This is a genomic window from Olsenella sp. Marseille-QA0557, from assembly GCF_965119725.1.
GTDB classification, from domain to species: domain Bacteria; phylum Actinomycetota; class Coriobacteriia; order Coriobacteriales; family Atopobiaceae; genus Coprovicinus; species Coprovicinus avistercoris.
The window spans coordinates 807,189-830,576 of sequence record NZ_CBCPMI010000001.1 but is presented as its reverse complement, the minus strand read 5'-3'; the positions used below and the strand labels follow the sequence as shown (position 1 = coordinate 830,576).

The window sequence follows — 23,388 nt, the reverse complement described above, 5'->3', positions numbered from 1 at the left end:
AAATAGCTTGCCGCGCCTTATACTATGTGTTATATAGTATGTGTCACACAGTATTATGTGAGAGGAGGTATGTAGATGGAAGCTCAGATGAAGCGCGGGTTTCTAGAAGCTTGTGTGCTCGCAGCAATATCCAGTGAAGAGTCCTATGGCTATCAAATTGTCAAGGACGTGCCTGCATGCATGGAGCTCACTGAATCCACGCTCTACCCGCTGCTAAAACGCCTCGAGAAGGCAGGTTGTATCGCTGTGCGCTCTGCCGAACACAACGGCCGCCTACGCAAGTATTACCGCATCACGCCCGCCGGACGCGAGCGTATTAAGGAGTTTCTGGCCGAATGGCCATCTATACAGGAGATCTACCGCTACGTGGAGGGAGTGCAATCATGACAAGGGAAGAGTTTCTGGAGCGGTTGGGCGATCTCCTAGCGTGTTTGCCCGCCGAACAGATTGAGGAGTCGAAGGCGTTTTACAACGAAGCCATCGCCGACCGTATGGAAGATGGCATGTCTGAAGAGGAAGCTGTTGCCGCCATCGGATCGCCGGGTGCTGTGGCTGAAGCAATCCTAGATGACCTGCCCGCCGTGCCGCGCGCCATTGCGAGAACCAAGCGTAAAAGCCCAACGCTGCTTTGGATACTCACCATCGTGGGCTCCCCGGTATGGGTACCGTTGCTTCTCGTCTTCGCGGCCATAGCTATCACGGTCTACCTCTGCATTTGGATTCTCGCACTCTGCGTCTGGATTATTGCCTTAGCACTCGGCATTTCAGGTATTGCAGCGCTTGCACTTTTCATTTGTGGCATCGCTGTTGGAAACATCCCTTACATGCTCGCGATGCTGGGTGTTGGTCTCGGACTTATCGGTGCGGCACTCTTCGTAAGCGCAGGCGCTTTGGCTGTAAGCAAACAGATTGCACGAATCTCAACCCTCTGGATGAAAAAAGCCCTGTCTCCTTTCCATAAAGACCGCGGCAATGGAACAACAACACGTCCAGGTGGTAATGGCGGGTTTTTAGCTACCTCGTCCTCCAACAATGACGACGCCGCAGGTAGTGAGCATTTTTCCGCTGTAGCTACAGCCGATCTCAATTAGGAGCTGTGCACTATGACAAACGCAAAGAAGACTTATTTCACTGTTGCGGGAGGACTCGTTGCTCTTGGTATCGTCCTTGCCGTGCTCGGATTCATCGCCTCGGGCTTTAACTCAGCCGTGTTCCAAACACAAATCGATCTGCGCGACAACAACATCAACTTAGGCGGTGTCGAGGTTGATGACCCAGCGAACATTCCATTCATCAACTTGTTTGAAAACCTAGGAGAAGTCGAATTCACAGCACCTGAAGCACCTGATGCACCTCGCCTATAAGTTTGTAGTAGAAGAAGTTATGGCCGATCATCTCAACTTGCCCTCTTCAGCCTTTGAGCGCGTACTTATCATCGGTAGCCCAGGTGCCGGCAAGAGCACCCTTGCTCGCCGAATACGCGATGCAATGGGGCTACCGCTCATATATCTCGACATGATCTGGCACAAGCCAGATGGCAGTAATGTCACACACGCAGAATTCGATACACAACTTGAAGAGGTTTTGCGCGGAGATCATTGGATCATCGACGGCAATTATCTGCACACACTCCCAAAGCGACTCGAACGCTGCGATACGGTAATCTTCCTCGACATGCCAGTGGAGGTATGCCTCGCCGGTGCAGCTGCACGCATCGGACAGCCGCGCGAGGATCTGCCTTGGCAGGAGGATACTCTTGATCCCGAATTCGTTGCCTATATTAAGCGCTTTCCTACTGAGCAACGTCCTGAAATTGTCAAGACGCTCCATGCGTGGCGCGATAGCCGACGCGTTATCGAGCTGCGCAGCCATGCCGAGGTAGACGCTTTTCTCACTCATCTGCTTACTGCGCGAGATGGACATGTTTCTGCCTAATCTAGGCTCAAAACAACCCCGTCCCAAAATGAACTATCAGAACGTCGCCGCAACTCTAGAGAGTGGTTTGATCTTTTTGAGCTCAGGCTCCAGCTCGCGACGCGCAACCTCTACGTCGTATGCCACCTGAGCACGCAGCCAATACCCATCCGAGAGACCAAAGAAGCGGCAGAGTCTGAGGTCGGTATCGGCTGTAATCGAGCGCCGTCCCAGCACAATCTGACCGATGCGCTGCGCCGGGATGCCCGTTTCCTTGGCCAACCGATACTGCGAAATGCCCAGTGGCACCAAAAACTCCTCTTTGAGCAGTTCTCCCGGAGAGACAGGCGCGAGCGACGCACCGTCAGCAAGCCCGTCAATGGTAATCAACGATTTCGACACCCTCGGCACCTCCCTCGGTCCAGCGGAAGCAAATACGGTACTGATCGTTAATGCGAATGCTATATTGTCCCAATCGATCTCCGTGCAACGCCTCGAGCCGATTCCCCGGTGGAACACGCAAATCTGTAAGCGTTCCTGCAATCTGCAGCTGACGAAGCTTACGGAGAGCAACGCGCTCGAATGCAGCAAACCGTGCCACACGAAAGCCTGCTGCCAGACGCTCCGTATCCGCACTTCCGAATGACACAATCATAGTATCGCCTCACGTTACTATTGTCAATTTCTAGCTCATTATAGAACGTATGTTCTGTATCGTCTACTCGGTAATCATTAATGTCTTCGAACATCCCGACCGTGGTGGCGGAAGACCACGCGGCAACACTGCCCAGCTTGTAGATGCCTTTTCACAGGGCGCCCAAGAGGCGGGTCACAAAGTCGAGATCATCTCGCTCTCCCAGCATGAGGTCCACGGTTGCATGGGGTGCAATGCCTGCCGCTATGGCAAGCCCTGCGCGCAGAAAGACGCCTTCAACACCCTCGCTCCCAAGATTCGCACGACAGACCTACTCGTCCTGGCAAGCCCTCTTTACTTCTGGACTATCTCCTCTGCACTCAAAGCCTTTATCGAGCGTTTTTACTGCCTCGCTGAAGAAGATCCCTTTCCACCACTCGGTCGTTACGAGCGCTACCCCGTCCACGATGTTGCTCTACTCATGACCGCCGTCGATAACTTCTTCTGGACCATCGACCAAGCAGTGTCGTACTACCGCTTCGCTGTGGTTAATTACCTCGGTTGCCGCGATCATGGAACCTACCTCGCTGGTGGTTGCGGAGACACCAATGGTCGACCACGCATTGCTGAAACAGATCACCTTGAGCGTGCTCGCGCGTTTGGCCGTACCATCCTCATAAGCAGAGAATCGCCGGAGCCGTAAGGGTTCTCTGACGATAAATCGAAACCTTAAAAGGATGATCAAGCGGCTGCCCACTCGAAAAGCCGTGCAGCGAGACTACCTACAGACATATGGCCATGTACCACGGAAGATAAACCACATTGCCATCACGCTGTAAATCCTTTGCGTAGAGCACATAACGTTCATTGACCTTCACGTCATATTTTTGAAAGAACACATCAAGGGATTTGTGTGTGCGGTACGAGGATGATTTAACCTCAATGGGACACACACGTTTGTCTCGAATAGTCAAAAAATCAATTTCGTACTTCTTTGGTCGCCCGCGTGTACCATCCTTTTTGCGCTCAGCATACTCAAACTCATGAAAATGAAGTTCGTGTCCATTCGCGACAAGCATCTGTGCTACTGCGTTCTCCATCACCATACCGAGGTTTGCTCCCAGTTTGCCAAAGATAAGAGCCTTATAGAGCGCGTTTTGGGAGCCAGACGCTCCTGCCATCGCCTGTGTCACTAGAAGCCCCGTGTCGGCCATGAACATCTTGAAGTTCTCTTTTTCCACAAACAGGTCCATGAGTGTGCTGGGGTCCGTCACGTTCTCGCACACGTTCACCGTCATTGACTCGCGAAGAAACGCAAGCGAGCTCACCAGACGATCATATCGTGCGTCTTTGTGCACGACAGAGAACTTGAAACGCATGCTCTGAGTTCCCAGCTGCTCAGATACGGTCCGAAACATTGCCGACACGCGCCCATTCTGTTCACTGTCGTATTTGTGCAAATCTTCCTCGTAGAGCGACAAGATCGACTGCTTTGCAAAGTCAACCTGCTCAAAGGTTTCCCCACTTACAAACGATGCAACGACTTGAGGCATTCCGCCTACAGCAAGATATTCCCTAAACGACCTCATAATGGCACGATGGATATCATCACCCAGAGAGCGCTTATGCTCAAACGCTTCACGAATGGCGTTTGCTGTTATTGTGTCGCCCTTGGCCCACAAAAACTCCTCGAAATCCATCGGATGCATTCTAATCCGATGTTCTTCTGACGGAACCAGAATTCTCTCGGTGTTTTGCTTGATCGAGATCAGCGACCCTGTTTCTATGTAGTGATAACGCCCGTCCCGAACCAGTTGCTTCACTGCCTGCCTGGCTAGAGGAAACAGCTGGACTTCATCGAGAATGATGACAGAAGTTCCTGGAACAAGACTTTTTCCCTTGAGAAGGAACAGATTACGAAAGAACGTATCGAGGTTGCCGATGTTCTCACGAAAGTTGCGTCTGACCTCTTCGCTCTCTTGAGAGAAATCCAAAAGCAAATAGTCATCATATTCTGCTCGAGCAAATGCCTCAGCGACAGTGCTCTTACCAACACGCCGTGCCCCTTCAATGAGAGCAGCTGTGCGCCCATTTGAAATGCGTTTCCATTCAGCAAGAGCTTCATAGGTTTTGCGCTCAAACATATTACTCCCTTAAACAACAGCATGTTTGCCCGAAAACACGAAATGTTTGAGAGTTATTTTGCCCGAAAACACGAAATGTTTGAGAGTTATTTTGCCCGAAAACACGAAATGTTTGAGACTTGTCGCTCTTTGCTTAATCGCTCATGTTTGAGACTTGCTGCCCTACTCGGTAAACGTCGCCGCGCGCTCCGCCTCGACGTCGCGTCCCAGACGCTCAAACTTGTGCTCCTCAACCGAATCAAGACCCTGATAGGGGTCGTGGCGCTTCTTGAACATCTCGTCGTCCTCGTCGCGCCACAGACGTTCCGCCACAGGTTTCCACTCCTCGGCAACCGCAACGGTCTTCTCACGCAGCTCCTCAGGCGTCTCGGGTTCCACCAGATCCGTTCCATGTGCACCCGATTCGGCAACCATACGACCTAACTCATCGGGATTCTCGAGCATAGGACAGGGGCGTAGCAAATTCTCATTGAAGGGCTGCCCCTCGTAGTACTTGATGAAGAGTGGGCTCTTAAGGGCATCGAGCAGACTCACATCGTGGATGTTCGCGTTGGAGTAGTGGATGAACACACATGGCTCCACATCGCCTGCTGCATTAATGTGCAGATAGCGACGACCACCGGCAATACATCCACCCACAAATTCACCATCGTTTTGGAAGTCAAGCGTAAAAAGCGGTTTCTTGTGGCGCATCTCACGAATAAAGCGATACATGTGTTCGCGCTGCTCAGCAGTAGGCATAAGATCGACTGTTGCACCCTTACCCACCGGCATAAAGTAGAAGAACCAGCAGAAAAGCGCTCCCTGCTCGATCATCCAGTCCATGTACTCCTCGGTTGCTACAGCATCGGCATTTGCGCGCGTCCAACAGCACGAGATGCCAAACGGTAGCTGGCGCTCACGCAGAAGCTCCATGGCATGCATGATCTTGGCATACGTACCTTTGCCACGACGTTCGTCAGTCGTTGCCTCGGTACCCTCAGCGCTAATGGCGGGCACGAAATTTGCCACGCGAATCATTTCATCGCAAAACGCCTCATCGATGAGCGTAGCGTTGGTGAAGCAGAGAAAAATGCAATCCGGGTACTTCTCACAAATTTTGATAAGGTCGGCCTTGCGCACCATGGGCTCGCCACCCGTATAGATGTAGATATGCGTGCCCAACTCGCAACCTTGGTCGATAATCGAGCAGATATCTTCGTAGGTGAGATTGAGCTTGTGGCCGTACTCAGCAGCCCAGCAACCGGTGCAATGCAAGTTGCAAGCACTTGTAGGGTCGAGAAGAATCGCCCACGGGATATTGCACTGCTCACGCTCACGAGACTTCTGCTGAACAGGCCATGCAAGTAGGTTGGCGTCCACAATGAGCGTCTTAAGCAAGCGCGAACGCATTGCAGGATTCAGGCGAAAGGCACGCATGATAAGTTCGTACCAATTGCTGTGCTCCTTGATTGCGCTTCCAATGACAGCACGCTGCGTCGGAAACACCGAGTCCGGCACTGCTTTATTGACAAGATCCATGATCTGTGGAATGTGTTTCTCTGGATTATTGTCGAGATAATCGATAAGTTTGTTGAGCGCCGCGCGTTCAGCGGCTTGGGTAACAGATGCCATGGGATTCCTTTCGGCCGAGTTCGCTCGATTGGGATGGGGTGGTGACGAGATGGGTGGAACGGGATTTGGCCCGCTAGATGCCAAGTTGCCACGGCACTTGAAAGGATTATACCCATTTATCTGCAATGATGCATACATTGATTGTGGTATGTTTGCTGGACAAGTATCGAATAATGATATGTTATGCGAAATAGTGCATATTTTGAGGTTTCACATCGAGCTTCGAGCATGGTGGGCGAGGTGGGCGCACTCGCAAACGGGGCCCCTCGCGGCTTACCTCGACTCGGGCGTCCCGCCATGTTTCATTGCCGACTTCTTGATCTGCTCGTGATAGAAGTAGTTGACGATAGCGGGCGGGGCGTCGAAGGGACGGCGCAGGGTATCGTCGTTGCGCACGTAGGGCAAGCCCTCTGCCTCGGCAAATGCGCGGAGCTCCCGGTCGAGCGCCTCCCACCAGCCGCGGTGTCCGCGCCGGTAGATCTCGTCATAGAGCCCGTCGAGTTCGGGATGGCGCTCGTGGACCCATGCGAGGATGCGCGCCTTATAGTCACCGCGCAGGTTGAGGTTCTCGAGCCACACGAGGTTGCAGATGCCCCGCACGCGGCGCACGATGGCAGGCACGTCGGTGATGCCGGGGAAGATCGGCGAGATGAAGCACGTGGTGCGGATACCCGCCGCATGGAGGGTCTCCATCGCCGCGAGGCGCCGCTCGATGCTCGCGGCATCTTCCATCTCCGCGCGGAACCCATCGTCGAGCGTGTTGATGGAGAAGCCCACGCGCGCCTCCGGGAACTCCCGGATGAGGTCAAGGTCGCGCAGCACCAGGTCGCTCTTGGTCTGGATGGAGAGGAGTGCACCCGACCCGAGCAGCTGCTCCAGAAGCGCCCTCGTGCGGCCGAACTCCTCCTCGCAGGGCTGGTAGGAGTCGCAAACCGAGCCGATGAAGATCTCCTTGCCCGCATACTTCTCGGGATGCTTGATGGGCGGCCAGAGCTTGGCGTCCACGAAGCTCCCCCACGGCTCCGTGTGCCCCGTGAAGCGCTTCATGAAGCTCGCATAGCAGTAGCGACAGGCGTGCGCGCACCCCACATAAGGGTTCGCCGAGAAATCGCAGACCGGCAGGTTGGATTTTGAGATGATGCTTTTGACAGCTCTCTCGTCAATGATCACAGCTGACACCCCCTACAGCCCGAACGTCTGCTGCCCGCCCCCGGAGCGTTTCGCAAGCAGGCTCTTCTGAACGCCCTGGGTCACGGTGTCCTCCGGGCGCAGATGACCGATCAGGAGCGGGCTCTCCGGGTCGTGCAGGCGGTAGTTCTCGGCCGCCCGTTTGTGATCCTTGTTGGCATAGCAGTACCGGCAGCCGTTGGGGCAGGTGTCGTAGGCGCCGATGTCGCGCGCCTCGAAGCAATGGCAGCCCGCGCGCATGCCGCGGTGCTTGAGCGGTCGAAACTCCACGCCGTTCGCGCGCCCCAGGATGTCGAGCGTGAGGCAGCCGCTCGGATGGATACCGTAGCGCGAGAAGTCCCCGTTGGTGCCGCACGTCTGGAGCCAAAGGCCGTGCTCCGCCGCGATGCCTCCGAGCATCCGCGCAAGCTCGTCCATGTCCTCCATCGAAAGCGACATGAGCTCGGGCATGTTGAAGCGCAGTTTCTTGTACATCTCCACGAATGAGAAGATGCAGCGGTCCACATGCGGTGTGAGCACGTCTGCCATGTGCGTGAAGATCTCGCGGTGGCGCTCGAGCGTGTAGGTCGGCGTGAGCAGCACCGGATCGTAGCGCCAGGCGACGCGCTCAGGCCCCACCTGCTCGGCCAGCTTGATGAGGGTCCCCATGCTGCGCTCGATGCTCGGAACGCCGGGCTCGATGTCGCGCCCGTAGGCGGTGATGGTGTAGTAGAAGTACGTGTTGAAGCGGCTCGTGATTCGGTGCAGGTGCGGCAGGATGGGCGCGTAATCCTTGGAGCAGAACACCACGCAATCCACCACGGCCGGGTCGAGCTCATAGCGCGTCACCTTGTTGGGGAAGAGCGGGTTGCGCGCGAGCACGTACCCTTCCTCGAAACGGCGCAGGAGCCACGGGGCGTAGTACTGGACGGTGTCGGTGCGCGCGCCGGTGTTGATGATCATGCGTCCTCCTCGAGCTTGAGATCCGGGTCGTCGATGAGGCGGATGAGGTTCTCGGTGAAGCGGCGGGACAGGGAGACGAGCTCCTCCTGCTCCTCAGGCGTGAGGGCAGCCATGGCCTCGTCCTCGGCGCGCGTGATGCGCCGCACCATGTCGTGCGCCCAAGCGCGGCCGGCGTCGGTGAGCCGCACGATGCTGTTGCGGCGGTCGTCTGGGTTGCCCTCGGTCGTGGCATAGCCCTGCGCCACGAGGCGTTTGGTCACGAGGCTCACCGTTTGGCGTGAGTTGAGCGTCTGCTCGCAGATGCGCGCCTGCGCGAGGCCCTCCGGCGCGTAGTAGAGCGCGTTCACCACAAGGAACGCCTGCATGGTGATGCCGTTGTCGCGTGCGTGACGGTCGTAGCGCGCGTACTGTCGCTCGCGCAGCGCGCAGTAGATGTAGGCGTTACGGCGGGCGTCTTTGTCGGCCATGCGCGCCTCACTTCGATGGTGAAATATCAATGCATTGATATTCTATCGCGCATGGCGCGATTTATCAATGAATTGATGAAATGGGCTGCGAAGCAGCCTGCGCTAGATGATAAATTGGTGTCAGACACCTTTTTATCAGTACACGCAAGGCCATCGCGAGCAGCGCAAAAGACAACTCATCCCGAATCTGGACTGTTATCGAATTCCCTCGCGGCGCTTGCGACCGGCAAGCCAGAGTATGAGCAGGGTAACCGCACCGCCCACGACGGCTAACCAGCCCCGCGGCGAGACGAAAGCGCCCGTCGCGACGCCGATAACCGTGGCGCCCGCAACCCACAGCAGGGGCAAGATGGCCGCCGTCCACGCCGGGCGGGCAAAGCGCCCCAGTGCATACGAAGCCATGAGCACAGCAACGGCACCCACCATAACCGCCAACCCGATAAACGCCCGCGAGTCGAGCAGGATGTTGCCCACCACCAGCACGCCGATACCGACGATAAGCCCAGCGAACACCTGCAGCACCAAGCGCATCCCGAGGGCCGTGCCACTTGCGTGCACCGTCTCGGCCGGTTCGCCCGTCGCGGCACCGAGTAGCTCTGCCACGCTTCTCGCCTCCCGGCCGCTCCCTCCCCGCCGCGCCGCAACGGCCACGAGGGAAGATGCCAGCACCAGCACCGCTAGCAGCAGCCGCAACACCGGCTCCAGATACGCGCGACCCACCACCGCCGTGATGGCGAGCACCGCGACCACGGCAATCTCCACCGCGGTCAGTGCCACCGCAAACGTCTTCGTCCGTCGCTCGTCCTTCTCCACCATCTCGCGCATCTCGTCCACGTCTCCCCTCACCAGCACGTCGATCGTGGTGCCAAAGAGATTCGCGAGCAAAAGCATGCTCTGGACATCCGGCAGCGTCTTGCTTGTCTCCCAGTGGCTGACCGTGGCGCGACTTACATAGAGGCGCTCGGCAAGCTCCTCCTGCGAAAGCCCCAACCGCTGGCGACGCTCTTTGATCTGGTTGCCGATGTCCATGCTGCTCCCCTTCTGCAATCCCCTTGGTCGCCCCCAACGTAGCAAGAGTGACGCCGAAGTGCAGTATAATGTGGTTCACATGGCTGATGAACTGCGGAAATGGAAAACGGATCCATCTTGCCCATCTACGCACGCGCCCGCAACGCTAACGACGCGACGCCTTGGCCCCCGTCGCGGAAGCTGCGCGCTTGAACGTGTAGCGCGGAAGACCGACGCTGTGCTTGCCATATTCGATCGCCTCTTTGGGGCAGCAGTTGATGCACGCCATGCAGTGGGTGCAGTCGCTCCCCCAAACGGGTCGGCCGCTCTCGAGGTGGATGTTGGCGAGCGGGCACGAGCGGACGCACATGCCGCACGATATACAAGCATCGGTAACACGGAACTTCGTCGTGTGGACAGTTGTCGGATAGAACAAGTCATTCACGATACCGCTTCTCAGCCGATCCACAAGCGAAGGATTCTTCTCGGGTAGATCGTTGCCTGCCTTGATGCATTCAATAACGCGATCTATTACAGGCTCGGCAGCGTCGATGATGTGCTTCGCCTCCGCAGGAGCGGGCGTGGTGAACAGCGCAATGTAGTTCTCTGACATGATGATGCCCGCACAGCCCCGGTACATCAATCCCTTCTTCGCGCACAGGCGCTCGAGGTACGTGCCGGCATTGCCAATGCTCCCGACACAGGTCATTACAAAGTAGACGCCCGCAGGTGCCGTAATCGGTGTGTGCTCTATCCACGACGCAATGATACGAGGGATGCACCAGGCATATGTCGGCGTCACTAGCACAAGCGGAGTCTTGGACGTTATGGGCGAGAAATCTTCATCGCGGATCCTGTCGAAGAGGTCGAGGCGCTCGTTGCCCAGCCCATCGGCTATCCGTTTCGCGACGTATCCGCTGTTACCCGTTGCGGAAAAATACAGAATCATGACCGCTCCTCTGACGACACGTATCCGTATCGTACCCTCTGTCGCAGCCGACAACCGTACTTTTCCTAACAAGCGTAGGAGTACAACCGCATGCGCTCAGTGCCCTATCGGGCAAGCAGTTGCCGCAGTCCCGAGGAGTGGAACGACCCCGCACCGAGCGGCATATCGGGTGCAAGCGAGAACGAGCGCGGATCATTGAGATATGAAGGGTCGTACGAGAACGTTACCGTTTCATCCCCATGACGTACGTTTTGATACAGCCTGCCAGCCAAAACATCCTCGCCAGCGATTTGAACGGTTACGTCAAACTCCATCCCGTCACCCTCTCACGCGCTTGGGCACGTCCTGTTCCGCTCGTGCCCGACCAATGGGCGTGCATAGGGGATCCGTTGCCCCCACGATACCGTCAAGCATGCCCAAGATGCGGGCGACACGCAAAAAGTTCTCGAACGTACCCGCCCCCTCGCTCAGGAGCTTGCGCACAGTCGGCACAGACAAGTTCGCACGCTCTGCCAACAGTTCCATCGTGATACGCTGCTGACGGCGCGCGAGATCGAGATGTGCCGCGACCTGGCGCATAGCGCGCGAGACCGGAATGGGAGTGCGGCCTGCCATGATGCTCCTTACAGAAAGATTTACTTCTGTAAGATAGTATAAAAGAAAGATTTATTTCTATAATGCGATTCTCTCGATACCGCGAGTATCGCCCCCACCCTTGAGCGGGATGCTCGCCACGCTGATAAATATGATGTCAGTCGCGTTTTGTCAGAATGCATTTATTTTTTGGAGTAGCGAACGATAGCGTAGACCAGCCACTCCACCACTAAAACCCCAAGGTAAAAGATCGTCCATATCGCAAAGCTGATAAGTTTCACCTCTGGTGTCTGCACAGCCCCATGCCCATCTACCGGCCGCAAAAAAAGAAAAACGCTAAAGCAGACGAAAAGAACAAGCTGAACGATTTGTACAATTTTCCATCCATTTGTCTTCATACTGCCATCTCCCACAGCATACATCCGGTAACGATTGAGAATCGCCTTACCGCCCTTTGCGCGCCACGACAATACAAGCAGTTATACCAATGCGATGCCAATCCACTTCCGTAAACCAGACTCCTAGAATTTGACGCAGCTCCATCTCCGAGTAGATACGTACATCGCCTTCATGGGAATGAGGCATCCAAGCGTTCATGATAGTGCGAGCTGGAGCCGGCTGCCAGGTATCACCAATGACAAAGGTGCCGCCCGGAGCAAGCACGCGCCAGACCTGAAACGCTGCACGTTCCGGATCGGGATAATGGTGAAATGAATCGTTGCACCACACCACATCGAAGCTCGCATCATGAAATGGCAGATGCTCTGCATCACCGAGCGAAATCTCAGAGGTATTTCCCAGGCGGGCACAAGCGACCTCGACCATGCGTGGTGACAAGTCGATGCAAGCAAGCCGCGCCCGCGGCACTTCCCCAATCACGCGCTCCGCAAGCACGCCTGTTCCACAACCGAGATCGAGCAGACGCGGATATGCAATGTCTGTGACGGCGCGCGTCACCTCTCTCACGATATACGGGTACAGTCGGCGTGCGTGTTCCCCTTTCATCCCCGTATCATATGTTTTTGCCTGCGCGTCAAATGCCATACGCGAACGGTTTTTGGAGAGCCGTGCATCCTTCTCATTCATAGTTAATCCTTTCTATTGACCAATGTTCAATTTCGATTGACAAAATATACCCCGACTACAATCGGGGCGAAGTACCTAATGAAGCGTTGCCTCTGATCGAAACTCAGCTAACAAGGCATGAAGATATCGGCGAGCAATCAGAAGAGCACGTTCATCTGGCATGCTTGGACCGGAAGCAATCCCAATACAACCGTAAACCATGATACCCGCGAGCTCGTCAGCGCCTTCTGCACCCATTTTCCGCTCGGCGGCATCCTTCTCCAACGCCCGGCGCAAATGTGGTCGCACTGCCTCGCACATAGCAAGCGAGAGACGATCATGCAACGCATCGTGACCTTTCTCGTGAAAGAAATTTGCATACGTATAACCGTCGTGGTTTGCGCCCACTTCAAGCGCGCGCTCAAGCTTATCGTCTAATGGCAAGTCGTGTTCATCTAATACCTCACATATGCCCTTTGCACAGCGTTGCGCATAATCTTCGATAGCTGCCGCAAACAAGCGTTCTTTGGAATCAAAGTAGTGATACGCCAATCCTGGTGCTACATGCGCCGCTCGCGCCACTGCACGAACTGATACATTGTCATAACCCTCTTCGGTAAAGAGTCTCATAGCGCAGGCGAGCAGTTCGCGCCGACGCTCCTCGGGATCTTTCACAGTTCTTGGCATGAGTGGTACCTCCTTCACACAGAGAGGGTACTCCTTTATTGAACATTGGTCAATAAACTCGCTAGCCGTTCATCTGAAAGCCCTCATAGCCCTACATGGCTACTACTGGCAGAAAGTCTTACACCTCGAGGTATGCGAGAAACGCATCTGCCTCATCGGCAAGCTCGTTGCGCAAATCGTTTGTAACTGTGAGCACGTCTGTCGTGTACGCCGCACGGTCGAGCTTCACACCCACCTGCGGTTCTGCCATGAGGTCCATCTGCATGGCAGCAGCTAGATCGGTCAACTTGGCTCGAGCTCCAGCACCGCCAGACGCACCGGCAGCGGAACTTAGCGCGAGCTTCTTCTTGTTCGTCACTGCTGTGGCTCGGTCGCCAGGAACTACAGGACGACTCAACCAATCAAGGAGGTTTTTGAGAACACCTGGATAGCTGTAGTTGTATTCAGGCGTGAAAATCCAGATACCATCTGCAGCAGCAACGACGGCGCGTACACGCTCGACAGCTGCCGGCGTCGGAAACTCAATATCCTGGTTCATGAAGGGGAGGTCCCGAAAGTCAAGTACCTCGACTTCTGCACGCCCTGCCAGAAGCTCCGTCGCAGCGTTGGCGAGCTGACGGTTGAAGGAGCGCTCCCGCAAGGAGCCGACGACAATCACGATGCGCTTCATAGCGTCTCCTATCTCGAGTGCACCGAAGCACAACAAGCATCCGGCGCGGACCGTCCCGAAGATATCGTACCCAAAATGCGATTGCGCGCCGATCGCCCATCGGCGGCAGGACAGCGGAATCCGGTACTGTCCACATGCGCCCTGCCGTACTTTGGCTTTATGACATTACTTGTTTTTCAACAACACTCAATGCTTGTAGCAGTCGCATTCCTCGCTGCTTACAATGCTGTCTACACAGCACCTCTCGTTGTTATCAAGGTTTTCACCTTTACCCATGATATTGGCAGGCCTCACCTATACATACGGCGTTAGATTTTGAGACTGCACAGGTTGGATTCTGGTTCGGTAACGTAAGTTCTATCCCAAGCGCACACGAGAACCACGGTGTTGCCTCACGAACCGCAATGCGCGCATCACGTTTACAACAGCGCGGAGCACCTGCAAGTGCGATCTGTTTAAGCAGATCAGCTACCATAAGCTGCGTTTCGCTCCATCCTTCTGTTTTGAGAGGAGCATTATCCTGGACAATTGCAAGTGCCATCCCACATGACACTGCTGCCCCACACGTACCCCATCGCGCACACACTGCTCCAGGCACACATGCAGATCGTGTCATCAGCTCATCAAGCTGAGTATCAAGATTGCTGTTATAGCCAGCATTCACAGCACAGGTGAGAAGTGCTGCGCCCGTCAAGAAGTGATGCACCGGCCCAAATGCAGGACACTCTGGTGCAGCCATCAACTCTTCGAGCAAATCAGCTGGGCATGTCGTTTTACTCTGCTGGCATAACTCCTTAGCCCATGCAAACTCAGCTGCTTTCTCGCCCATCGCACTTCCTTTCCACAATGGTTAATTCAGCACCTTTTCTAAGATGCTCATAAAACCCCACCCGCAGCAAAATCCAACTGCCACACCAATAACAATCTTTACAGCGAGCTTTATCCACCAATTGTTGCCAGCTTTTTGATTTCTTTCGCTCAAGACATCGGGATTTTCTCCCCGCATGAAAGCTTCTATTGAACGATAAGAATAAAGTTGATTATCGTTCTTAATTTTCTCTACTATTCCCGCACTTATCACGGCAGGAATAAAGAACAGGATTGCCGGTACTAAGATAATTGGCAAAGTTAAGTCCATGAGCGCAGTAACGATTGTCCACACCAGGGTTCCAGCGCCTGAGACAAGCATCACAATACCGAGCCTATTCATTTTCTTTGCTTCTGCTGACAGAACTGCATTCATCTTTTCCACATCTCCTTTTATCAGTGAATCAACACTTACGTCGAAGAGATTGCTCAGTAATAGCAGGCTCTGCACATCGGGATACGTTCGATCAGTTTCCCACTTGGAGATCGTTTGACGTGATACATAAATTGTCTCAGCAAGCTGTTCCTGAGACATGCCTAAACGAACTCGATGTTCCTTGATATGCCGGCTAAGCTCCACGTGCAATCCCTTCAAATCGGAAATGTGGCAGAAGTGAGCTCACTCTACCATCCAAAAGATTTGACATGGGGCACCCAGGCGCAATTTTGGTCTGACAAAAGTTTTTTGCAAGGCAATTTACCTCGTGTTTTATAGAATTATCAGCGATAAGCTCACGCTGATATCTTGTGCTTTAACAGAGGTAGTCAGGTTTCTGATGGCGCCTTTTACTATTGTTGACAGCCCTCATACAGACTGCTGTTAGGCGACCTTTGTAGGCTCTATCTCCCGATACATGGCGATTGCGGGAGGTAGGTATGAACAGTGAAACCCAAGGCCATATGCCAGCTAGGCGTACATTTACTCATACCCCTCGAAAGGGGAGACGTCGTGCGCGCATTCTTGGTGGGGATAAGCTCTTTGGCGGTATACCGGTCGGACCAGGACATGCAGGCAGACAACTACGCCCTCTTCTAGGGTTGCTTTCTGTCTTATTGGTATGTGTGGGTATGACGCCCTTGTTGTTTCTAAACTCGTGCAACCACAACAATAAGGAGAACCAGGCTACCTATCCTCACATTAAAAATTACCTTGTGGAAAACCTCGATCCCTCACTTGTGGGACAACAAGTAAGTGAAAATAATCCCCAAGCTCGTATACCCAACGGTATTCAAGTACTGGCAAATACCGGCTCGCTTATAAATAGTGAGGATGTCCATGACACGGGACAGCTCATTTATGTTCGGTACACCTTGGCAGATCAAAGAGAGGTACGGCAAGACGAGACACTTGATTCTGTTTGGGAGGACCCAGAACATGCAGCGCAAACAGTCTGGTCTCAATCGGAAACTGTCACAAATGTTTATGATGTCGGCCTCAGTGATTACTACGTTGCTTTCATAGATAACACCAAGCTAAATAATGCTGGAGTAGTTTTAGATGCAGCATTTGCAGAACACAACACTCATGGAGAAGCTCTAGAAGGAATTATCTTTGATAAAGACACGGGTATCGCTTACATCCCTCACTCGCTCTACGCCGCAGACAACTCCTCTGAGAACTATCATCCGATATCTGCCCAACTGCTTCTCTCATATGATTTTGAAGCCGATAGAACAACCGTTATCGATGTAACGTACGACAACAAACGAACTGACCTTTCTGCAGTAGCTGAACGAATGCCTGTATCTGCAGACGGTCTCGACGTTACCTATACCGTTCCAATAGTCGCCGAGCAAGATGCCGACAAAATAACGCTTTCTAATCTTGCGGTGTATCTCGGAGACTCCGAACGACCCTTAGCATTACAAGAAGGGATAAATGCCAAATATGACAACAACACGGGTGAACTAGAACTGCTTGGAAGCGCTCTTACCGTATCTTCTATTCGCATAGAGATACTTCCCGATGATTTTTCCGACACCGTAATTGATGCAATAAGCTCTTCCACTATTGCATATGCTGCCGAATCGAGTTCTTTGGGTATGTGGCCTTATGGCAAACTCAACAACCTTGATATTTCAAAACTGCAAGAGGGTATGGCAGTTTCCTATAAGGCTCCTGTCAAATACGACTACAACCATAATCACTTTGCAGATATCCCTTGGGCGGGGCAAATGTTCTGGAAAACAGTCCCGTATGTCTATACAAGTTTTGAGAATGGCTCTGATGACTATTCTGTTGGTAGCTCTAACTGGGTTTTTCAGCAGATAAAGAATGGAACGAGCTGGGAAACCCTCAAGGACCATATTTCCTCAACGCCTGTCTCAGCCTCTCCTGGTGATATTAACTTTATGTTTGCTTTACCTGGGGACAATTCAGTTGGCACTGATCTCGGAGGATTGGACTGGTCAGGTCTTATTTCTCCAATTCAAGGTTTTCAGGATAACCCAAAGTACGATACCTGGATCAATACGGTTGCCTTTTGTTCGCATATTACTCAGCCCGACAATCACCTCACCATTGATGAAGCGTATAACGACTCATTTGGCACCGTCACAATGCGTGTTCTCAAAATAGAACCTCACGGCAATAATCCGTATGTCATCATTGGTTTTTGTTCGCCGCAAGTAAGTACTCAGTCAGGTATAGCGGTCATTAAATTTGGCATTCAGTCGCAGGGAACCTTATCTCTCTCAAAAGAAAGTGCTGAGATTTCCATTACACAATCGAACCCGCTCTATTCTCTTGGCGGAGCAGAATACGGAGTTTATTCTGACAGTGCCTGCACAGCAAAAGTGGGGACTATTGTCACTGACGAAGCCGGATCAGGAAAACTGGAAGGTCTCACCGCAGGAACATACTATATACGCGAAGACAAAGCTCCTGCTGGCTTTTATCCTGATGACACCGTAAAAGAAGTACAAATCACAGCTGGTAATACAACAGAAGAAACCATACATGAACAGCCCGGATACGATATTGCCTGGAATCTCATTCAGAAACTCGATTCTCAATTAGGTGCAACTGCCCAAGGGTCCGCCACATTAGCAGGAGCGCAGTTTAAGATTTCTCACTACGGAACATCTAACGGCGATATTAGTGGAACACCTCTAAGGACATGGATCTTAGAATCAGATAATCAAGGGCGCGTTTCTTTCGATACCGCTACGTTTGTAGACGGTGAACCTTATCAAACCACCTCAGGTCAAACTGCGCTTCCTCTTGGAACCTACGCAATACAAGAGATTAAACCACCAGAAGGCTATCTCCTTACTGATACTTCAACGCACGTGGCAATCCTAGAATCAAATGAGTCAAATACTGGAGTTCAGTGGAAGAATTTAAACAATTGGTTCATGGAAGCAAGTGATTCTTCCATGCAGGGCAGGGGTATTTCTGACGAGGTTCAGCGGGGATCAGTCAAGCTAACCAAGGTTGATAAAGAAACTGGTAAATCTGCACCACTTGGTGCCGCAACACTTGAGGGAACGACTTTTACTATCATCTATGAAGGCTCTTCTCCCATTGTTGTTGAAGGTAAAACGCTCTTTCAAAATGACCTCGTTATGACTATAGCCACAGAGCCGGTATCAACAGATGAGGGTGTTATTTATCAAGCTCAAACAGCTGAGAATGTTCTACCGGTTGGTAACTACCGGATAGAAGAGCAGTCGAGTGGCGAAGGGTATGCTCTTGGACATTACGAAACATCATTTGAAATCACGCCAAACAATACAGAAGTGGAACTCATACCTGCAGAAAATCCAGTTATTCGCGGAGGCTTACAGTTCAACAAAGTTGACGGCGATAGCCAGCAGGCTTTATCAGGAATCCCCTTTTTAATCGTTGCTCAATCAGATGCAGATGGTGATGGTATACATGAGCAGCATCTTGCACTCACTGATAAAAATGGCCTCATCTCAACTGAAGTTGGAGAACCCACCAATAAGAACGACGAAGCTTTATTGCAAAATGAAGATGGATCATGGGCGGTAGATGAATCTAAGCTCGATCCTGATGCTGGTATTTGGTTCTCTGGTAGAACAGACCTTGAAACCACCCCTCACAACGATCGATCTGCTCTTCCGTTTGATACTTACACCGTCAACGAACTCCCTTGTAAGACTAATGAAGGGAAGCGGTTGGTTAGCTTTTCTGTTGTCATTTCACAAGACGGCGTTCTTATCAATCGCGGCACCATTACTAATGAAAATGGACCGGCACTCGCCACTGAATTAGTCGCTTCGGATAGCCTCTTACATACCATTCCTGCTCAAAAGGTTCAGCTCACCGATACCGTAAGCTATGAAGGACTTGAACGTGGAGTCTCTTACGAAATTAAAGGTCGGCTGGTTCGCCAAGCCACTGGAGAAGCACTTCTCGATTCACAAGGAAATGAAATTGTCGTTACTAAAACCTTTACTGCCAGTCTTTCTACCGGCAGCATAGATATGTCTTTCGAGCTTGATGCGACGGATCTTTCAGGACAATCTATTGTTGCCTATGAAACACTCTATCGCGACGGACAGCCTGTTGCAGAACATGAGGATTTAAACGATGAGAATCAAACAGTTTCTGTTCCTCAAATAGCCACCAAAGCATCGGTAGCAGGTAAAAAGGTTTCCGCTTCAACAGGTGAAGCAACCATTGATGACCTTGTAACTTGTTCTAATTTAGTCCCAGGCGAGCACTATCAATTACATGCATACTTGGTAGACGCTGAATCTGGAGATATGGTCCTAGAGAATGAAGAAGCTGTCACAGCAACACAAGATTTTGTTGCAGAAGCACCCAATGAGACACATCAGATGGGATTGTCTCTTAATGGAGCAAATGTATCCGGCAAAACACTGGTTGTAATGGAACAACTTTCTCAAAATGGTCGTATTGTTGCAGCGCACGAAGACCCCACTAGCCAAGACCAGTCTGTCTCCTTTGCATCAATTGGAACAACTCTTGTCGATGCCGCTGATAGCGACCATCACATTACGTCTCACGATGAAATCCAACTTATTGATACCGTGAGTTATGAAGGTCTTGAGTCAGGAACACCATACACACTTAAAGGTCATCTTGTTGATGGACAAACGGGTAATGAGCTTGTTCAAGAAGATGGATCCCCTCTGATAGCATCCATCGAGTTTGTTGCAGATCAACCAAGCGGAACAGTTGACGTTACTTTTTCTCTTCCAGCCCAAGCTTTATCAAATGTTGAGAAAATCGTGGCATTTGAGTTTCTCTATGATCAAGAAGGAAGAGAGCTTGCAAACCATGCTTCACTAGACGACACCAATCAGACTGTGTATCTTCCCTCAATTGGCACAACACTTGAAGAAGCATCTTCAAATAAACACCAGGTAGAGGCCACTGAATCTGTAGAGCTTATCGATACCGTTGTTTATCGTGGTCTTGAGCCGGGGCGTTCATACCAACTTACTGGAACACTTATGGATGCCAAGACAGGAAATGTCCTACAAGACTATAGTGGCAAACCGATTACAGCAGAAATATCTTTCACTCCTGAATCGTCCGATGGATCCGAGCAAGTTCACTTCACTTTTAATGCCAATAATCTTGCAGGAACATCGGCAGTTGCATTTGAGCAATTAAGAACCGAAGGTACTTTAGTGGCTTCGCATGAAGATCTTGCTGATAAAAACCAGACGGTCAATTTTATAAAACCATCGAGCGGCGCACGTGAGAGTGTCCCCAAGACTTCTGATAGTACCTTCTTCCCATACGTATTTGTATTGGCGGGAGGTGCTTTGCTAAGCCTTGGATATCTTTTAAGAAAGCGTTTGTCCCATGAAAAAGGAGTATCTCGCAGACCAACGAAACGTCTGAAGTAGCTCCTAAAGATAGAACCCCATTGCCTGAATAGTCAGGCAATGGGGTTCTTAAGCCCGTTGGTTAATTACTACTATGCGCGGCGAACAATTTCGCAAACGAGATCACGCACAGCAGCAACCTGACGCTCGTCTATCTGTTCGGGCACATCCTCTGGTGTGTGGGATAACGCCGGATTGATACCATCGTCACTACCCATAATGGTAATAGAGCGCAGAGAAGACTGCATTGCTGCCGTTGCATCAGTTCCTTCAGGCAACGAAGCGATTTTCTCCAAGTCAACATGCAGGTCTTTAGCGGTATTTGTGAGCATCCGCACCAATCTTCTATCGGCACGGCGCTTGTTATGGATGCCCTCTTCTGCCACATATGACAGTCGTCCTGCACCAACAGAGTCGAGGTTGATGAGGAAAGCCCCACGGCATGACGTCCTATGTTCTACCAAGAATGCTTTTATACCTGCATGGTCAAGTGCAGAGGCACCGAGGGCAACAAACCAAATATCATGAGCAATGAGCTCATCATCGCCCATGCTCAAAATGGCTTCGCGCAACTCTTCTTCACTTGGAGCATTCTCTATATTCTCCCCGCCATCAATAACACGGAATTGAGCTGAAGAGGTTGCTCCGCCTTTCCACTTTCCGCCACGGCGGGGACGAGGAGAACGATGGCTGTTCTCTTCATCACGTTCGAAGTTTTCCCAGCTACCAATTGCTTGGCCATCTCGTTTAGCATCGAAATCTTCTTCAACGCCAAGCCATTCACTCATGCTCTCTTGCTCTTCTTTACGTTTACGTCCGAAGAGGCGATGTGCTTTTCTCCGGGGTTTCGCAGGAGCCTCTGTCATCGGATCAGAAGTGAGTTGCTTTACTTCGGGAACAACTTCTTGAACAGTATCCACCTCTACTTTACTCGTACTAATTGTTTGATCTGCTGCATTGGATGCTTGCTCTATTTGATCAAGCGGCATTGCAACAGTCTCTTCACCCAAAGAAGGGATAGAAGCACTTGAAATTGTTGCTTTTTTCGTCGGTGTAGCTTCTGTTTCAGATGCAAAAGGATCGTTCTCGGCAACGGAGGGATCTGGCAAATCAAATAGAGCTGCACGACGTCCGAAGCTCACTGCCTTAGGCTTAAATGTTGTAGTGCCCCACTCAGGATCATCCGGAGTTTCAGGTGTTGCCGTTTCAATCGGAGCTGAAGGAACGGTAGCATCTGCATCTGTACTAAATCCTGAGTCATCACCATCGCCTGACATAGGTGCCGTACCATCTGCGTCAGCTTCTTCGACTGGTTCCTGCTCGACAACCTCCTCGGCAACTACTTCAACGACTTCGTTGTTATCATCTTCAGCTGAAGCGCTCTTCAGCTCTTCATCCTTCATGGAAACTGTTTCTTCAGCAGAAGGCTGCTCAATTACAGCTTCTTCGACCTCTTCATTACTGGTAACTTCGTCAGAAACATCTGTTAGGGTCGTAGTTTCATCCTGCTCGGACACAACATCCTCGGATGCAGCATCATCGGCAGACACATCGCTCACTTCAGATGCAACTTCCTTATGAGATATAACCTCTTCAGAACGTGCTGGCACCGAGACAACTCGCTTTACTGGAACCTTGCGCGTGATCTCTTCAATCGGCTGAGGATCAAGATATTCAATCTCACAATCCTTGGGAAGCATTCCCAACTTAGCTGCTACTTCTTTGCCGTGACGAACACCAACTACTTCTTCGTATCGGTATCCGACAACCTCTTCTACATATTCAATTTCTTCCTGAGGAACAGACTCACTAACAGTTGTCTCTTCTATTGGCTGTTCATAAGAGCGCTCAGGTGTTGGAACATAGTCAGGATCAAGATCATCTGACTGAGGTCTAACTTCGTTCAGTATCGAAAGAAGCGTTGCAACCGAAGATTTATTATCGTTAGAACCAACGGTACAAGGCATAAAACGCTCGGCTACTGTAGCAACACCTTTTACTGCAGCTGGAATAGCAACAACAATGCCAACAATCCAGAAAATACGGCCTACCATACTTCCTGCAGCGAAGAGCTGAATAAGCGCACAAATTGCGACAACAGGAATACTAATTACCGACACCTTATTTATATATGCGTGGAAGGGGGCAAGCTTTGAGGAAAAGAGGAAGTTTTCGCGAGGCGTGTCGTAGTGTGCAACAACAATAATGGGACGGTTTCCTTTAGAAACAAGTGGGCCGGAAGCCTTATGGCGCGCAATGACATTTTGACTACGTGCGGGAGGAGAATAGCGCGTCAGTAAATCATTGCCCATAAAATCAAGCGCAAGAATGACTCCTGAGGCAACTGCCAATACTCCAAAGACAATGGTAAGAGGCAGAATGCCAATACCTGCAATAAGTACGCCAACCAACAGTATGATCTGCAAAATACCGCGCATAAAGGGTGCAGCAGAAGAGGCATCAAACTCTTCAATGTCAACCTCAACATCGTGCCGCTTCATAACACCAGCGATAGTTTGAGCTGCTTGGAGTTCCTCTTGACTATTTGTTGGAGCAATAGGCACTTTTTGCTCTAGGAAATCAAGATACTTATGTACGCTACTCGCCATACCTATTCATCCTCCGTAAACGGGGGTTCCACACCTTCCGATACTTTTAATATGCATGAGTATACGTCTCTACCTGCTCTCGCGTCTCAATAGAGCGTATTCCCCACCCAAATGGTGCAATCGAAATTGCTCGCCTTTCTCCTTATAACTATTCCTATTGGAAAGATTATCTCCCAAAATGCGATATATCGTTTTATTAGACTCATA

24 protein-coding genes are annotated in these 23,388 nt (G+C 51.7%); 6 read left to right on the top strand and 18 right to left on the bottom strand.

The annotated features are described in order from the left end of the window. The first annotated feature begins 75 nt into the window (after positions 1-75). The 4 genes from ACQY6Y_RS03785 to ACQY6Y_RS03770 are packed head-to-tail and all read left to right on the top strand — an operon-like array spanning position 76 to position 1,935. A complete protein-coding gene (locus ACQY6Y_RS03785; RefSeq protein WP_428378980.1) occupies positions 76-387 on the top strand; it encodes a PadR family transcriptional regulator in 312 nt (103 codons plus the stop codon). Next, positions 384-1,091 carry a DUF1700 domain-containing protein gene (locus ACQY6Y_RS03780; RefSeq protein ID WP_428378979.1) on the top strand — a complete coding sequence of 236 codons (708 nt, stop codon included), beginning with the start codon at positions 384-386 and terminating at the stop codon, positions 1,089-1,091. The genes ACQY6Y_RS03785 and ACQY6Y_RS03780 overlap by 4 nt, the downstream gene beginning before the upstream one ends. 12 nt (positions 1,092-1,103) lie before the next feature. Continuing rightward, positions 1,104-1,364: a hypothetical protein gene (locus tag ACQY6Y_RS03775; protein WP_428378977.1), complete on the top strand. Its 261-nt coding sequence runs from the start codon at positions 1,104-1,106 to the stop codon at positions 1,362-1,364. Continuing rightward, positions 1,348-1,935 carry an adenylate kinase gene (locus tag ACQY6Y_RS03770; RefSeq protein WP_428378976.1) on the top strand — a complete coding sequence of 196 codons (588 nt, stop codon included), beginning with the start codon at positions 1,348-1,350 and terminating at the stop codon, positions 1,933-1,935. The genes ACQY6Y_RS03775 and ACQY6Y_RS03770 overlap by 17 nt, the downstream gene beginning before the upstream one ends. Before the next feature lie 36 nt (positions 1,936-1,971). On the opposite strand, the gene ACQY6Y_RS03765 is transcribed toward ACQY6Y_RS03770, so the two are convergent. Then, complete coding sequence (locus tag ACQY6Y_RS03765; RefSeq protein ID WP_428378975.1) at positions 1,972-2,316, bottom strand: HigA family addiction module antitoxin; 345 nt, start codon at positions 2,314-2,316, stop codon at positions 1,972-1,974. Next, the gene (locus ACQY6Y_RS03760; protein ID WP_428378974.1) at positions 2,291-2,569 is read right to left on the bottom strand and encodes a type II toxin-antitoxin system RelE/ParE family toxin; all 279 of its coding nucleotides are present in this window, start codon (positions 2,567-2,569) and stop codon (positions 2,291-2,293) included. The genes ACQY6Y_RS03765 and ACQY6Y_RS03760 overlap by 26 nt, the downstream gene beginning before the upstream one ends. Before the next feature lie 49 nt (positions 2,570-2,618). On the opposite strand from ACQY6Y_RS03760, the gene ACQY6Y_RS03755 reads away from it, so the two are divergent. Further along, entirely contained in the window at positions 2,619-3,251 is a 633-nt protein-coding gene (locus ACQY6Y_RS03755) for a flavodoxin family protein (protein WP_428378973.1), read from the top strand. 79 nt (positions 3,252-3,330) lie between these two features. On the opposite strand, the gene ACQY6Y_RS03750 is transcribed toward ACQY6Y_RS03755, so the two are convergent. The 15 genes from ACQY6Y_RS03750 to ACQY6Y_RS03680 form a co-directional block, all read right to left on the bottom strand. Beyond that, positions 3,331-4,692 (bottom strand): ATP-binding protein, encoded by a 1,362-nt coding sequence (locus ACQY6Y_RS03750; protein WP_428378972.1) that lies wholly within the window; start codon positions 4,690-4,692, stop codon positions 3,331-3,333. A 162-nt stretch (positions 4,693-4,854) separates the two neighbouring features. Beyond that, positions 4,855-6,306 (bottom strand): radical SAM protein, encoded by a 1,452-nt coding sequence (locus ACQY6Y_RS03745; protein ID WP_428378971.1) that lies wholly within the window; start codon positions 6,304-6,306, stop codon positions 4,855-4,857. Positions 6,307-6,579: 273 nt separating this feature from the next. After that, on the bottom strand, positions 6,580-7,476 hold the full coding sequence (locus ACQY6Y_RS03740; protein ID WP_428378970.1) for a radical SAM protein: 897 nt from the start codon (positions 7,474-7,476) through the stop codon (positions 6,580-6,582). A 12-nt stretch (positions 7,477-7,488) separates the two neighbouring features. Continuing rightward, on the bottom strand, positions 7,489-8,436 hold the full coding sequence (locus ACQY6Y_RS03735; protein ID WP_428378969.1) for a DUF1848 domain-containing protein: 948 nt from the start codon (positions 8,434-8,436) through the stop codon (positions 7,489-7,491). Next, positions 8,433-8,903, bottom strand: coding sequence for a MarR family winged helix-turn-helix transcriptional regulator (locus tag ACQY6Y_RS03730; RefSeq protein WP_428378968.1), 471 nt, complete (start codon positions 8,901-8,903; stop codon positions 8,433-8,435). Before ACQY6Y_RS03730 ends, ACQY6Y_RS03735 begins: the two co-directional genes overlap by 4 nt. A 195-nt stretch (positions 8,904-9,098) precedes the next feature. Then, positions 9,099-9,932 (bottom strand): helix-turn-helix domain-containing protein, encoded by an 834-nt coding sequence (locus tag ACQY6Y_RS03725; protein WP_428378966.1) that lies wholly within the window; start codon positions 9,930-9,932, stop codon positions 9,099-9,101. Positions 9,933-10,077: 145 nt separating this feature from the next. Continuing rightward, on the bottom strand, positions 10,078-10,860 hold the full coding sequence (locus ACQY6Y_RS03720; RefSeq protein WP_428378965.1) for an EFR1 family ferrodoxin: 783 nt from the start codon (positions 10,858-10,860) through the stop codon (positions 10,078-10,080). 104 nt (positions 10,861-10,964) lie between these two features. Then, positions 10,965-11,174, bottom strand: coding sequence for a HipA N-terminal domain-containing protein (locus ACQY6Y_RS03715; RefSeq protein ID WP_428378964.1), 210 nt, complete (start codon positions 11,172-11,174; stop codon positions 10,965-10,967). 4 nt (positions 11,175-11,178) lie between these two features. Next, the gene (locus ACQY6Y_RS03710; protein ID WP_428378962.1) at positions 11,179-11,475 is read right to left on the bottom strand and encodes a transcriptional regulator; all 297 of its coding nucleotides are present in this window, start codon (positions 11,473-11,475) and stop codon (positions 11,179-11,181) included. A 161-nt stretch (positions 11,476-11,636) separates the two neighbouring features. After that, positions 11,637-11,852 (bottom strand): DUF3923 family protein, encoded by a 216-nt coding sequence (locus ACQY6Y_RS03705; protein WP_428378961.1) that lies wholly within the window; start codon positions 11,850-11,852, stop codon positions 11,637-11,639. A 46-nt stretch (positions 11,853-11,898) separates the two neighbouring features. Next, entirely contained in the window at positions 11,899-12,540 is a 642-nt protein-coding gene (locus tag ACQY6Y_RS03700; protein ID WP_428378960.1) for a class I SAM-dependent methyltransferase, read from the bottom strand. Positions 12,541-12,615: 75 nt separating this feature from the next. Continuing rightward, positions 12,616-13,206, bottom strand: coding sequence for a TetR/AcrR family transcriptional regulator (locus tag ACQY6Y_RS03695; RefSeq protein WP_428378958.1), 591 nt, complete (start codon positions 13,204-13,206; stop codon positions 12,616-12,618). Between the two features lie 118 nt (positions 13,207-13,324). Next, a complete protein-coding gene (locus ACQY6Y_RS03690) occupies positions 13,325-13,876 on the bottom strand; it encodes an NADPH-dependent FMN reductase (RefSeq protein WP_428378957.1) in 552 nt (183 codons plus the stop codon). Positions 13,877-14,144: 268 nt separating this feature from the next. After that, the gene (locus ACQY6Y_RS03685; protein ID WP_428378956.1) at positions 14,145-14,705 is read right to left on the bottom strand and encodes a DUF5714 domain-containing protein; all 561 of its coding nucleotides are present in this window, start codon (positions 14,703-14,705) and stop codon (positions 14,145-14,147) included. A gap of 21 nt (positions 14,706-14,726) precedes the next feature. Continuing rightward, positions 14,727-15,323 (bottom strand): helix-turn-helix transcriptional regulator, encoded by a 597-nt coding sequence (locus tag ACQY6Y_RS03680; RefSeq protein ID WP_428378955.1) that lies wholly within the window; start codon positions 15,321-15,323, stop codon positions 14,727-14,729. Between the two features lie 296 nt (positions 15,324-15,619). On the opposite strand from ACQY6Y_RS03680, the gene ACQY6Y_RS03675 reads away from it, so the two are divergent. Beyond that, a complete protein-coding gene (locus ACQY6Y_RS03675) occupies positions 15,620-20,593 on the top strand; it encodes a VaFE repeat-containing surface-anchored protein (RefSeq protein WP_428378954.1) in 4,974 nt (1,657 codons plus the stop codon). Positions 20,594-20,664: 71 nt separating this feature from the next. Here the strand turns inward: ACQY6Y_RS03675 and ACQY6Y_RS03670 are convergent, their stop codons facing one another. Continuing rightward, entirely contained in the window at positions 20,665-23,181 is a 2,517-nt protein-coding gene (locus ACQY6Y_RS03670; RefSeq protein WP_428378953.1) for a hypothetical protein, read from the bottom strand. Positions 23,182-23,388: the final 207 nt, after the last annotated feature.